The following is a 13784-nucleotide window of genomic DNA, read 5'->3' as shown; positions in this document are numbered from 1 at the left end:
TTATTCACAATCGGAGGATTTATCTTTTTACTCTGCCTAGAGTGATGGAAAAGGGATAATTAGTGTCTGTTCCAATACGCTTGGGTTCAGCAAAGCGCAACCCAAGCGTATTGATTCATAGTCGATCAATTATCTTGGCATTATCTGGCAGGTTGGCGTCTCTTTGCCCAGCAGTACGCGCCCTAGCTGTGAACAAACCAATGGGAGTATTTAATAAATCCACTAGGGTGGCTTGACCCGCAATCGCCTTTTTAATATCTCTTGGTATTTCTTTGAGTAACCAACGTGCCAAACGATAGCCGTATTCTTTGGGTGTCATATCTCGCATTAAATCTACACCATGCAGTTCGTGCAGATAGCGATTTGAGCGTCCATAGCGCCGCCATTGACTTTGCAGTTCTTGAAGTGTAGCGCGGTGGCGGTGCTGAACGATCGCATTCGGAGCAAATTCCAAACGCCCAATATTTTCCCCCAAAATCCGCCAGCAAATATCGGCATCGCCACCAGTGGTAAGATAGGGGCGAAATAAACCCGCTTTTTCTAAGGCAATGCGTCGAATCGCCAAATTAGCGGTTTGACCATAGGGACGAAAGGAATGCTTAAGGGTATGCTTTTGCGATAAAGTTTCTTGACGCTCTGCGTGTTGTTCAAGCAGAGTTGTACCTGGTAGTGCCAAGATTTCACCAGCGACAATCACCACTTCTTTGTTGACAAAAGGCTGAATTAATGCATCTAACCATTGCGGTTGGGGACGGCAATCTGCATCGGTAAAAACTATAATTTCACCCGTAGCGGCGCGAATTCCAGTATTACGAGCAGAGTATGAGCTTTGAATTTGGTTTTCGCTTAATGGGCGAATTGTAATTGGGCAATTTTCGGCAGATGTTTTGAGGTTGGTGAGAGTGCGATCGCTACTATTATTGTCCACCAACAAGTACTCTACCCGATCTTTTGGGTAGGTTTGAGACAACAGACAATTGATTAACTCTGGTAAATCCGCCTCACCGTTATAAATAGGAACAACCACCGACACCATTGGTAAAAAGCTGGTGGCGGTGGTTGCATCAACTGGCTGATGATTCATAAATCTGAGATTTTGGAGATGGGATTACTACCTAGTATTCCCAAAGAAAAATCCTGGACTGGTAAATTAAGGAGTTTTTATAACTCCAAAAATCTTGATTTGGGAATACTAAAATTTCAAGTCACCAGCGCGGCTCATGGGTCGAGTTGGTTGATTTGCCGGCGGCTGGGCGAAGTTGTTATTTGATAAAATTGCGATCGCACGGGCATATTGTGGATCACTCTTAGTTCCAATTAAATCTGGATTAGAAGCCAACTGCCGCTCTTGAGCCTCTGTCAAGTCTAGCTTGATATCTGGTGTAATCCCTTTATGGTTAATATCCGTTCCCGCAGGGGTGTAGTAATGGGCAATGGTGACAGCCAAGCCTGAACCATCTGCGAGTTCATGAACTGACTGCACTAAGGCCTTGCCAAAGGTTTGACCACCAACGACTACCGCGCGTTTATTATCCTTGAGTGCCCCTGTGAGAATTTCACTAGCACTCGCTGAATTACCATCTACCAAGACCGCCAAAGGACGATTTGTTAAAGCAGTGCGATTGGCTTTAGTTTCCTCACTGCCGCCTACACGGTCTACTGTCTTGACAATTCCGCCGTCATCGTACCACATCCGAGCAATTTCAATACTCGCCTGCAACAAACCCCCAGGATTGCCCCGCAAATCCAAGACATAAGAATCAGCTTTCTTAGTGTTCAAATCGCGGATGGCTCGTTGCATTTGTTCTGCGGCGTGGGCGCTAAATTCCCGCAAACGGATATAGCCAACGCGACGATTCCCTTCTTGCTTGAGGGTATAACGTACCGTTGGCACTTCAATATTTGCTCTGGTCAATTTTAAATTAAAGGCATTTTGCCCTTTTCGTCCCAACCGGAGATTGATGGGAGTACCCGCTTTCCCGCGAATCAGCTTAGAAGCATCATCCACTTTCATTTTAAGAGTGGGTTTGCCATCAATGGCCAAAATTTCATCGCCCGCTTTGATCCCCGATTTCAGCGCCGGAGAATTTTCTATGGCTTCGACAACAGTTAGCCGCTGAGTTTTTTCGTTCATTTCCATGCGAATGCCAATGCCAGAGACTTCTCCAGATGTTTGGCTAGTAAGGGCTTCAAACTGTTGGGGGTCCATGAATCGAGTGTAAGGATCTCCCAAGGTTTGCAAAGCTACACGGATGGCAGCATAAGCTTCTTCACGAGAAGAGTAGTCTTTGTTCAACAGGCTTTGTCTGGTTGCTTGCCAATTTTGTTGATTAAATTTACCATCAACATATTCATGATTCACCAGTTGCCAAACTTGGTCAACTATCGCTTTTGGGCTGTCCTGTAGGGTTAGAGAGGCACGGACAGCACGAGTCCAAGCAGGGCCGAACACTGACATCGTAGCAGTAGTGGCGATCGCTCCACCAATCAAGGCTACTTGGAGCGGCGAGTAACTTTTCGCAGATTGGTTCATGTATAATTAGCTGGAATAATTGTGTTGTTGACAGTTTAGCAATCAGGCTTTCCAGAAAATTTTAAGTTTTTATACCCCAAAATCAACTATGTTCCTTCATCATTTTTATCGTTGAATGATGCCGAAATACTGCATTAGTTATTAACAATCATTTCTCAGTTTGTTTGCCTTCTCCGGAAGGCAAAACTTACTATGTGACACTTTGGTTAGCGTCATGTTTGCATTCTAGATTACTTTTATAAGATAGCACTTTGCTCACTGAATTGCAGCACTGTTAGACAGTCATTAAATCAGCTTTTCTTACTTAAGTCATGAAACGCAAATTTACCATCAAATCATTAATTTCTATTAAAAAAAAATCGGTTAATTTGTGGCAATTGTTACAAAAACTAACTGGTGTATTGTATGTTGTCTTGGGTGCTTGGCTGATTTTTACTACTATAACCTTAGTTTTTGCTTCTTCACAGCCAGTAGATGCCTTCTTTGTGCTTGGTGGTAGTATTAGCCGAGAAACTTATGTTGCCCAACAAGCAAAACAATACCCGCAAATCCCAATTTTAATTTCTCATGGTTCCCCAGATCCCTGTATATTGTTAATTTTTCAGGCGGAATTAGCAAGTTTACAAAACGTTTGGTTAGAAAAGTGCGCGAATTCTACTTTTGAAAATTTTTATTATGGTATTCCAATTCTGCGGCGTTGGGGAGTGCATAAAGTCATGTTGATTACCTCGCAAAGTCACTTACCCAGAGCTAAATGGATGGCACAGATTCTCTTAGGCGCTCATGGTATTTGGGTAGAGCCAGAAATTGTTCAAGAGGTTGGTGTCCCTGGTAATAATGAATCTTGGGCCAAAACTGGATTAGATGTAACACGCAGCTTATTTTGGGCGATTTTAAGTCAAATTATTCAACCGCAATGCTCAAATGTGACAAGACTTACTCAAGTAGATATGCCAGCTTGGGAAAATCGAGGTTTTCATTGTGAACACCAAGGTGGGTTGGGGAGATAAGGGAGATGGGGATCTACCAGAGGACTATAATGCTACTCCGTTTTTTGATAGCATCATAACCGTGTCATCATGCTAATTATGATAGTATCATTTAAGGATCAAGGAACCGAAGATATTTTTGATGGTAATGACTCAAAGGAAGCTCGAAAGCAATGTCCTATATACTGTTGGGAAGTCGCACTTAGAAAATTAGATCAACTTAATGCAGCGTTATCTCTAGATGACATTAAAGTTCCACCGGGTAACAGGTTAGAAGTACTAAAAGGTGAGCGTAAAGGTCAGCATAGTATTCGGATTAATGACCAATATCGAATTTGCTTTATATGGACACTCCAGGGTGCATCAGAAGTTGAAATAGTCGATTATCATTAGGAGATAACAACAGATGAAAGTTCCAAAGTATAGACCCCCATCACATCCAGGTGAAATATTACTTAAAGATTTTCTAGACCCGATGGGAATAACTCAAAGAGAACTTGCAGATGCACTTCACGTTCCTTATCAACGAATAAATGAGCTTGTAAATCAAAAGCGAGGTATTACACCTAGTACGGCAATCAGGTTATCAAAATTTTTTGGAAATAGCTCAGAGTTTTGGTTAAATCTCCAACAAAATTGGGAACTTTACTATGTTCTCAAGGAAGAAGAAGAGGAACTAAAAAGTATTTTGCAATTCCGCACTACGAAGTAGGACTTAAAAATAAAGCAAGTTCCTAGTAAGCACTTTATCCCTTATTTTCTAAGCAATAAAGTGATTACTACAAATTCTATACTTTCAACGAAAATCGGTGGGAATCCCATCCCAACAAGAGGGGTGTCCAGGATAGCCGCCCGCCGATTTAGTCATTAGTTATTAATCAGAGGTATCTGGCGACTAGCTTCGATGATTGCCAGGTATTATCCTGATTGCATCCAAGGAATAATTAATGTAAAAGTTCCCAATCTTGCAGCATCAAAATAGCATCTTTATACAAAGACAAATCCACTTGGTTAACTTCTATTCCCTCCCCGATTCCTTGTAGAAGAGTGATTGTCAATTTTCCTCCCAAGTGTTCACGGAACTCGGTAAGCCCCCTAAATATACAATGCGGATGATCTAGTTGATCTAACTGCTCTGTCAGTGCTGATACGTACAAAGTAAAGCCTAGTTTTTTGAGTGTAGTTAGAACCCTTTGCCACTCTGATTGTAAGAGTTGACCTGTTAAATATGAATAGGTCGTATCTAAAGCAATGCCGATCGCTACAGCTTCACCGTGACGTAAGCTGTAATTAGTTAAATGCTCTAGTTTGTGAGCTGCCCAGTGTCCAAAATCTAAAGGACGCGATGAACCCATTTCAAAGGGATCGCCGCCACCAGCAATATGCTCTAAGTGCAACTGTGAACAACGATAGATCAGCTTTTCCATTATGTCCATGTCTCGATTAGCCAATTTATCGGCATTAGTCATAATGAAGTCGAAGAAATCTGCATCTTTAATCAGTGCTACTTTTACTGCTTCTGCAATACCCGATCGCCAATCTCGATCATCAAGGCTAGTGAGAAAATCAAAGTCATTCAAGACAGCGTAAGGTGGCATGAATGTACCTAAAAAGTTTTTCTTGCCGAAGGCATTGATTCCATTTTTTACCCCGACACCCGAATCATTTTGCCCTAATACTGTTGTCGGTACTCGCAGCAGTCGGATTCCTCGATGAGCCGTTGTTGCTGCATATCCTGCCATGTCTAGGACGGCTCCACCTCCAATTGCTAAGACGTAGGAGTGACGGCACAATCCAGATGCATTGATCTGCTGATGAATTTGGTCTATAAATCTCGAATCGTTCTTGACTGCTTCTCCACCCGGAACTATTATTGGTTCACCGCTCAGTGTTAGTACATCTTCATAACATTGGGCATAGACTGATAATTTTTTTAACAACCCATCTTGATACCGTAAAAATCCTCCATCTACCACTACTAGCACTTGTTTTGGTGTTGCCTCTCCATCTGCGGCGATCACTTGTGCGAGTAAAGGATTATCTAACTGAAACAGGCTTCTAGTAAAGTGAACGTCATAATTGAAGGTCACGCGGACAGATTGGTTAATTGGTTGCAGATTAAGAGCAGTCTTTTGTTGAATAGCCATTTGAATATTATTGTTTTTAAGTAACTGTAAATAGATGCACTGGATTCAATGGAAACTAACAGTAAAATGAGCACGAATCATCTATTGAACATTCCAAAATGAAACTATCCAATAGAAAATTTTAACTAATAAATAAATCATGCTTTTGCAGTATGTTTACTTATTAGATAAGGTTCAAAATAATATTAGGCCACAATTTTTTTGATGCCTAGACTTTATATACGAGGTTGGCACTGGAGATCATTATTACATAGAATTCTAAGTTTTTTCCGTCAGATAATCTGAGAATTTATCTAATCAAAATGGTATCTTTACAGTAGCTTATTTAAAATTAGGAGATTTTTATAGATTCAGTGAAGTTATGATCTCATCAGTATATTCTCTAACTGCTCCCATCCCAAAATATCAAGTTTAGTGGTAGATTTTATACTTGGTTGTCACAAAAAAAGTTGGGCAACTTCTCCTGAATTTATCATGAGTAAAGTCAACAAGTTACTGCATAACTGGCTGTTAAAATCTGTTTCGGAGAAAGGTTTGGCTTGGCTGGAACAGAAGCAGGCACAGATTGCTAGCGGCGCTGCTGAACGAGTGTTTTTTACAGCTTTTAGTGCTGTGCCGCGTTATCTAGGTAAACAAGATTTGCAGCTAACATTCCAGGATTTGGAAGCAGCACAGGATGTGATTCCCGGTTGGCATCCTGGTCATTGGAGTGTAGATCAAGCAGGTCGCACACTCTTGCTTTTAGCTTTGCCCCACGATGATCCTGAGCGCTATGTGCGATCGCTCGATCAAGTCTTCTCCAGTGCCGATATGGGGGAGTTAGTTGCCCTTTATCAAAGTTTGCCGCTATTACCACATCCAGAGTTACATCGCCACCGTACTGCTGAGGGAATTCGCAGTAATATGAGTAATGTATTCCAAGCCATAGCATTACGTAACTCTTATCCAGCAGATTATTTAGACAATGCTGCTTGGAATCAGATGGTGCTGAAGGCTGTGTTTGTTGGCAGTCCGCTGCATCTAATTTGGGGTCTAGATCGGCGTGCTAACCCAGAATTGGCAAAGATGTTGGCCGACTATGCCCATGAACGTTGGGCAGCCAAACGCTCAGTTACGCCAGAACTTTGGCGACCTGTAGGGCGGTTTGCTGATAGCGCAATTATCACAGATTTAGAAAAAGTACTGGCTAATGGGGATGTACACGAGCAAGAAGCAGCAGCCTTAGCTTGTGCTGAGTCTCCTTTACCCGAAGCACAAGAATTACTTTCTCGTTACCCAGATTTACAGTCATCCATTCAACAAGGTAATCTGACTTGGAGCAGTTTTAGCCGCGATGCCTGCGGCGAGCTGCGCTAACGCCTCCTTGTTTATAAATAGAAGGGACTGGGGATTGGGGACTAGGGATGAGGAAGACAACGAGAATAACCCAATCCCCAATCCCCAATCCCCAATCCTCAATCCCCAATTCCCAATTCCCAATAATTAAAACCATGATGTTTATCGATCCTCACATTCACATGTGTTCCCGTACTACTTACGATTACTTAGTAATGCGGGAATATGGTATTGTCGCCGTTATTGAACCAGCCTTTTGGTTAGGACAACCTCGAACCAATTCTGGCTCATTTAAAGACTACTTCAGTAGTCTTGTGGGCTGGGAACGGTTTCGTGCTAGTCAGTTTGGTATCCAACATTACTGCACAATTGGACTAAATCCGAAAGAAGCTAACAATGAAGCATTAGCAGCAGAAGTTATGGATCTGCTACCACTTTACGCCTGTAAAGAAGGTGTTGTTGCCATTGGTGAAATTGGCTATGACGATATGACAGAAGCAGAAGATAAGTACTTTTGTCAACAGTTAGCATTAGCTAAAGAACTCGATATGTTAGTACTAATTCATACTCCTCACCGCAATAAAAAGGCAGGTGCTAGTAAGAGTATGGATCGCTGTATTGAATATGGCTTAGATCCTTCACAAGTCGTTATTGATCACAACAACGAGGAAACCGTTGAAGAAGTATTAGAACGAGGTTTTTGGGCAGCTTTTACGATTTATCCACAGACGAAGATGGGTAACGCCAGGATGGTAGAAGTTGTCCGCAAGTATGGGCAAGATCGCATCATTGTAGATAGTAGTGCTGATTGGGGTATCAGCGATCCTTTGGCAGTCCCGAAAACGGCTCAGTTGATGTTAGATAGGGGCATTCCTGAAGAACATGTGCGAGCAGTTTGTTATGAAAATGCCCTAGCTGCTTACAGTCAAACTGGGCAGATGAAAGCTTCAGACTGGCTCAATCCCCAATCTATCGATCAGCGTCAGATGTTCAATGGTAATTCTGTATTGCGGGGACAAGAACCAGGAATCAAATCAGCTTCAGATTTTGTGTTGATTGAGTAGAAAATTATAAGGGGGAATTGGGGATTGGGCATTGCAAGATAGATTTTCATCTTTGCGTTGTCAATGTAACTCATGAAGTCTCTCGGTGATTCATCTGTAATATGCGGGTTTGTTTTGAGAAATTAATAAGCACGGAGGCAGATAAGTGAATGTTGCAAGCTTAAATTTTCAAAGCTGGCGGGGTTATTTGGAATTGATGCGTCCGGCTAATATTGTTACTGCATGGGCGGATATTCTTCTTGGTTTTGCTGCTTCTGGCTCTGGGATTATTTTTGTTCAATTAATTAACGGAGAATCAAATTTTCCTGTACTAATTCCATTAGCTTGGTTGTTATTGGCTACAACTGGTTTATACGGTGGCGGTATAGTTTTTAATGATGTTTTCGATGCAGACTTAGATGCAAAAGAACGACCAAATAGAGCAATTCCTAGTGGTCGTGTATCTCGTCAAAATGCTACTTTATTGGGAAGTACGCTGTTTGCGATCGGGATTATAGCTGCTTTTCAAGTATCCTGGTTGAGTGCTGCGATCGCTATATTTATCACTCTTTCATCTCTCCTTTATGACTCACTTGCCAAACATCATCCTTTTTTTGGCCCTTTAAATATGGGTTTGTGTCGTGGCAGTAACTTATTATTAGGTGTAAGTGCCGTACCTGCAATAGTTTGGGAACGTTGGTATTTAGCACTAATTCCTATTCTTTATATTGCTGCGATCACCGCAATTAGTCAGGGTGAAGTTCACGGAGGGAAGAAGATTACGGGAGTACTTGCATTACTGCTGATTGCAATAGTTTTGATGGCAGTTTTAGCTTTAGGATTATTAGAAGAGTATACAGCGATCGCAGCCTTACCATTTGCTATTTTATTAGCTATCCGAGTGCTGCCTAAATTTGTCAAAGCTGCGCGGGAACCGATAGCCGAAAATATCCGCAATGCCGTGAGAATAGGCGTTTTATCTCTAATAGTCTTAGATGCAACCGTTGCATCTGGTTTTGCTGGTTTGTATTACGGTTTATTCGTTCTAATCTTGCTACCATTTTCGATGAAGTTAGCACAACTGTTTGCCGTTACTTAAGTTTCAATGTACACACCCAGTAATCTAATGAATAGGTTTTAGGGGCGCACAGATAGATGTCCGCCTCTAACCATGAATATGTAGCAAGTATTTTGTGCAACAGTATAAGCCAAAGAAAAAAGTTTACATATACAAGGGATAAAACTAGAAAATGAAGATTACAAAAGGTAGCAAATTTCACTTAACTTATTGCAGCAACATTCATCCTGGTGAAAGTTGGCTAGAGGTTTTTGCCAATTTAGAAAACTATATTCCCGAACTCAAATCACGTTTATCACCTACAGAACCTTTTGGTATTGGCTTACGGTTATCAGATGTAGCTGCAAAAGAACTTTTAGAAAGTAATAACTTAGCTAAATTTCAAGCTTGGCTGACTCAAGAAGATTTATATGTTTTCACCTTAAACGGATTCCCGTATGGCGGATTTCATCGACAGGTAGTAAAAGACCAAGTTTATGCACCAGATTGGTCTACACAAGAACGGGTTAATTATACATTAAACTTGGCATACATTTTAGCTAATCTATTACCCCAAGGACTTGATGGCGGAATTTCTACACTACCATTATCCTATAAACCTTGGTGGGTAAAAGACCAAGCAACTTTCGAGACTGTTCTGAAAAAGAGTTGTTTGAACATAGCATCAGTTGTTGCAGAAATGATTCGCATCCGCGAAGAAACAGGGAAGTTACTACATATTGATTTAGAACCTGAGCCTGATGGATTAATTGAAAATACCTCAGAAGTAATTGATTTCTATCAAAACTGGTTATTGCCAATTAGTGGTAGTTATTTATCAGAGAAATTAAATATTGACCAGACGTTAGCAGAAACTAAATTACTAGAACACGTTCGGGTTTGCTATGACACCTGCCATTTTTCAGTTGAATATGAGGAACCGCAGTCTGTATTTGCACGTTTTCAATCAGCAGGAATTAAGATTGGCAAGATTCAAATCAGCGCAGCAATTCAAGTAAAAATACCTGCTGATGTTGAGAAACGTAGCTTAATAGTTGAACGCTTACGCCCTTTTGCAGAATCTACTTATCTTCATCAAGTAATAGAACGTCGCAGTGATGGTACACTCCATCACTATCCTGACTTAATAACTGCATTACCCCATTTAGAGCAATCTCTAGCTGAAGAATGGAGGACTCACTTCCATGTACCAATTTTTATTCATGATTATCAGATTTTGCAATCTACTCAAGATGATATTGCTACTGTTTTGCATCTACTTCAGACAAATAATGCTTGCTCACATTTAGAAATAGAAACTTACACCTGGGATGTATTGCCATCAGAAATGAAGATAGATTTAGCGACTTCTATTCAGCGTGAGTATGAGTGGGTATTAAAATTAATTCGTAGTTCGTAATTCGTAATTCGTAATTAAAGGTTTAAACTTAGTTTTCTAGTTTAAATCTTTAGAGATACGTTATTGTGCGTTTCTAGTTATTTTTTCAAATTGCTATAAGAGAGGATTAAGTTTATGCAGAAAACAGTTGTTCTAAATGTCGTGGGATTAACGCCCAGTTTACTAGGAGAAAGCACGCCATTTTTATCTTCTTGGGCTGCTAAAGGACAGGTAGCTTCCATCAAAAAAGTGTTACCTGCTGTGACTTGTTCTGTTCAGGCTACTTATTTAACAGGAAAATTGCCTGATGAACATGGAATTGTCGCTAATGGTTGGTACTTCCGCGATGAATGTGAAGTGAAGTTTTGGCGGCAGTCTAATAAACTAGTGCAGGCTCCCAAAGTTTGGGAAATCGCTAAATCAATTGATCCAACTTTCACTTGTGCCAATCTTTTTTGGTGGTACAACATGTACTCTACAGCAGATTATGCGATTACACCGCGCCCGATGTATCCCGCAGATGGGAGAAAGTTACCTGATATTTATACCCATCCTAGTGATGTGCGATCGCAAATTCAATCTGATTTAGGAAATTTCCCTCTGTTCGATTTCTGGGGGCCAAAAACTTCCATTAGTTCTAGCCAATGGATCGCCAATTCCGCAAAATGGATTGAGGAACGCTACAGCCCGACATTATCACTAGTTTATCTACCACATTTAGATTACTGTCTGCAAAAGTTTGGTAACAATCAAACGCAGATTCAAGCAGATTTGCGAGAAATTGATGCTGTTTGTGGTGATTTAATTGAATATTTTCAAGCACGTAATACTCAAGTAATTATTCTTTCTGAGTATGGCATTACCTCAGTTTCTAAAGCTGTGGATTTGAACCGTGTATTACGAGAAAATGGTTTAATTGCTGTGCGAGAAGAATTAGGGCGAGAACTGCTCGATTTTGGTGCTAGCATTGCCTTTGCCGTTGCAGATCACCAAATTGCTCATGTGTATGTGAACGATCCGGCATATATCCCAAAAGTGCGATCGCTTTTAGAAGCGGCTGAAGGCGTAGCGCAGGTATTGGATGAAGAGGGTAAACAAGCCTACCATCTCAATCATCCTAGATCGGGTGAGTTGGTGGCGATCGCTCAATCTGACGCTTGGTTTACCTATTATTATTGGCTTGATGATGCGAAAGCGCCTGATTTTGCTAGAACTGTAGATATCCACCGCAAACCTGGTTACGATCCTGTAGAACTTTTCCTTGATCCACAAATTAAATTTCCTCAAGGAAAAATTGCTCTCAAGTTACTTAAGAAACAACTAGGTTTTCGCTACTTAATGGATGTGATCCCTCTGGATGCTTCTCTGGTGCGTGGTTCTCACGGTAATATCACCACTTCTCCAGATGAAGGGCCTCTATTTATCACCCATCAAACTCACCTAGTTGATGAACATCAAATTGAGGCGACAGATGTTTGCTCGTTGATTCTCAAACATTTAAATACCTGAAAGGCAGCATAGACGCTGTATATTGCCTCTATATCCTCCCAAAATACAAAAAAATTTATGGTAATTCATAATCATATCGAGTATGATTTGTATATAAACTCGTTATGACTATGAATTAAATTGTTCTATCAGTAGGCAACCGTCAATCTACTGTGGGCAATCTGAGTAACTTACATGGAGAGCTTCTTTACGCATGACTGAACCCCAAAACTTGACAACTGCTGATGGCATTCCAGTTAGCGATAACCAGAATTCACTCACGGCTGGAGCGCGTGGCCCTGTATTAATGCAGGATTTCCACCTTATAGAAAAGCTGGCTCATTTCAACAGAGAACGTATTCCTGAGCGCGTTGTCCACGCTAAAGGTGCTGCTGCTCATGGTACTTTGACTATTACCAATGACATCACCCGCTACAGTAAAGCCAAACTTTTTTCTGAAATTGGCAAGAAAACGGAACTTCTCTTGCGTTTCTCTACAGTCGGAGGAGAAAAAGGTTCAGCAGATGCCGAGCGTGACCCTAGAGGTTTTTCCCTCAAGTTTTATACTGAGGAGGGTAACTGGGATCTTGTAGGTAACAATACCCCGATTTTCTTCATCCGCGACCCTTTGAAGTTTCCTGATTTTATCCATACCCAAAAGCGCAATCCCCAAACCAATTGCAAAGACCAGAATGCAAAGTGGGATTTTTGGTCACTCAGTCCAGAATCGCTTCACCAGGTGACGATCCTGTTTTCAGATCGAGGAATTCCCAAAACCCATCGCCACATGGATGGCTTTGGTAGCCACACTTTTAGTTTAATTAATGCTGAAGGCGATCGCGTCTGGTGTAAATTTCACTTTAAGACTCTGCAAGGGCATCAAACTTTGACAGAGGAAGAATCCGCTAAAATTAAGGGCGAAGATCCCGATCATGCGACTCACGATCTGTTTGAAGCGATCGCTAACAAAGACTATCCTAAGTGGCGGATGTGTATTCAGGTGATGACCGAGGAGCAAGCGGAAAAACATCCTGACAATCCTTTTGACTTGACCAAAGTTTGGAAACAAGGGGAATATCCTTTAATTGAAGTCGGGATATTAGAGCTAAATCGGAACCCTGAGAATTATTTTGCCGAAGTTGAGCAAGCCGCTTTTAGTCCTAGTGCAGTGGTTCCTGGGGTTAGTTTTTCTCCAGACAAAATGCTGCAAGCTCGAATTTTTTCTTACCCAGATGCTCAACGGTATCGCTTGGGTGGTAACTATCAGCAACTACCCGTTAATCAGCCCAAATGTCCAGTGATGCATTATCAGCGAGATGGATTTATGGCATCGGGGAACAACGGCGGTAGCGTTCCTAACTATGAGCCGAATAGTGCTGAGGGTACGCCCAAAGAAAATCCAGCTTATGCAGAACCACCTAGTCATTTGGGCGATGTCACAGTCGATCGTTACAGTCATCGTGAAGGAAACGACGATTACACCCAAGCAGGTAATCTGTATCGGTTACTAAATCCTGAACAGCAAGAGCGTCTTGCTAAAAATATTGTCGGTAGTCTCTCTCAAGCAAGGGAGGACATCCAAATGCGCCAACTCTGCCACTTCTTCCGGGCAGATGTTTCTTATGGTCGTCGTGTAGCTGAAGGATTGGGCATTTCAATCGATCCCTCAATGTTTTCTCATGATGCTCAACCTGTAGGTAACTGGTAAGTCTTATCCAATTTTGTGGGGTGGGCATCTTGCCATTGGTGTCAAGTTAAAGCAGATGCCCAGATGTCAAGCGACCTTGCGGCGT

12 protein-coding genes are annotated in these 13784 nt (G+C 41.5%); 9 read left to right on the top strand and 3 right to left on the bottom strand.

Features of this window, described 5'->3' with window-relative positions:
* Window positions 1-115: 115 nt before the first annotated feature.
* The gene (locus tag ABF638_RS33270; protein ID WP_435027085.1) at window positions 116-1084 is read right to left on the bottom strand and encodes a glycosyltransferase; all 969 of its coding nucleotides are present in this window, start codon (window positions 1082-1084) and stop codon (window positions 116-118) included.
* 108 nt (window positions 1085-1192) lie between these two features.
* On the bottom strand, window positions 1193-2533 hold the full coding sequence (gene ctpB / locus ABF638_RS33265; protein ID WP_435027084.1) for a carboxyl-terminal processing protease CtpB: 1341 nt from the start codon (window positions 2531-2533) through the stop codon (window positions 1193-1195).
* A gap of 311 nt (window positions 2534-2844) precedes the next feature.
* On the opposite strand from ctpB, the gene ABF638_RS33260 reads away from it, so the two are divergent.
* The 3 genes from ABF638_RS33260 (at window position 2845) to ABF638_RS33250 (ending at window position 4234) form a co-directional block, all read left to right on the top strand.
* The gene (locus tag ABF638_RS33260) at window positions 2845-3543 is read left to right on the top strand and encodes a YdcF family protein (RefSeq protein ID WP_435027083.1); all 699 of its coding nucleotides are present in this window, start codon (window positions 2845-2847) and stop codon (window positions 3541-3543) included.
* A 69-nt stretch (window positions 3544-3612) separates the two neighbouring features.
* Window positions 3613-3915 (top strand): type II toxin-antitoxin system RelE/ParE family toxin, encoded by a 303-nt coding sequence (locus ABF638_RS33255; protein ID WP_435027081.1) that lies wholly within the window; start codon window positions 3613-3615, stop codon window positions 3913-3915.
* Between the two features lie 13 nt (window positions 3916-3928).
* A complete protein-coding gene (locus tag ABF638_RS33250) occupies window positions 3929-4234 on the top strand; it encodes a HigA family addiction module antitoxin (RefSeq protein ID WP_435027080.1) in 306 nt (101 codons plus the stop codon).
* Window positions 4235-4466: 232 nt separating this feature from the next.
* On the opposite strand, the gene ABF638_RS33245 is transcribed toward ABF638_RS33250, so the two are convergent.
* Window positions 4467-5669: a 3-dehydroquinate synthase gene (locus tag ABF638_RS33245; RefSeq protein WP_435027079.1), complete on the bottom strand. Its 1203-nt coding sequence runs from the start codon at window positions 5667-5669 to the stop codon at window positions 4467-4469.
* A gap of 474 nt (window positions 5670-6143) precedes the next feature.
* Here ABF638_RS33245 and ABF638_RS33240 point away from each other — a divergent pair, with 474 nt between their 5' ends.
* The 6 genes from ABF638_RS33240 (at window position 6144) to ABF638_RS33215 (ending at window position 13699) form a co-directional block, all read left to right on the top strand.
* Window positions 6144-7025, top strand: coding sequence for an EboA family metabolite traffic protein (locus tag ABF638_RS33240; RefSeq protein WP_435027078.1), 882 nt, complete (start codon window positions 6144-6146; stop codon window positions 7023-7025).
* A 47-nt stretch (window positions 7026-7072) separates the two neighbouring features.
* Window positions 7073-8068 carry a TatD family hydrolase gene (locus tag ABF638_RS33235; RefSeq protein WP_435027077.1) on the top strand — a complete coding sequence of 332 codons (996 nt, stop codon included), beginning with the start codon at window positions 7073-7075 and terminating at the stop codon, window positions 8066-8068.
* Between the two features lie 145 nt (window positions 8069-8213).
* Complete coding sequence (gene eboC / locus ABF638_RS33230; protein ID WP_435027076.1) at window positions 8214-9146, top strand: UbiA-like protein EboC; 933 nt, start codon at window positions 8214-8216, stop codon at window positions 9144-9146.
* Between the two features lie 151 nt (window positions 9147-9297).
* Window positions 9298-10524 carry a metabolite traffic protein EboE gene (gene eboE / locus ABF638_RS33225; protein WP_435027075.1) on the top strand — a complete coding sequence of 409 codons (1227 nt, stop codon included), beginning with the start codon at window positions 9298-9300 and terminating at the stop codon, window positions 10522-10524.
* A 114-nt stretch (window positions 10525-10638) separates the two neighbouring features.
* Window positions 10639-12012, top strand: coding sequence for an alkaline phosphatase family protein (locus tag ABF638_RS33220; RefSeq protein ID WP_435027074.1), 1374 nt, complete (start codon window positions 10639-10641; stop codon window positions 12010-12012).
* A 193-nt stretch (window positions 12013-12205) separates the two neighbouring features.
* Window positions 12206-13699: a catalase gene (locus tag ABF638_RS33215; protein WP_435027073.1), complete on the top strand. Its 1494-nt coding sequence runs from the start codon at window positions 12206-12208 to the stop codon at window positions 13697-13699.
* Window positions 13700-13784: the final 85 nt, after the last annotated feature.

The organism is Nostoc sp. CALU 1950, assembly GCF_051172895.1.
Classification (GTDB): domain Bacteria; phylum Cyanobacteriota; class Cyanobacteriia; order Cyanobacteriales; family Nostocaceae; genus Nostoc; species Nostoc edaphicum_A.
Note: the sequence above shows the minus strand (reverse complement) of the source record. Positions and strands in the feature narration are given on the sequence as shown.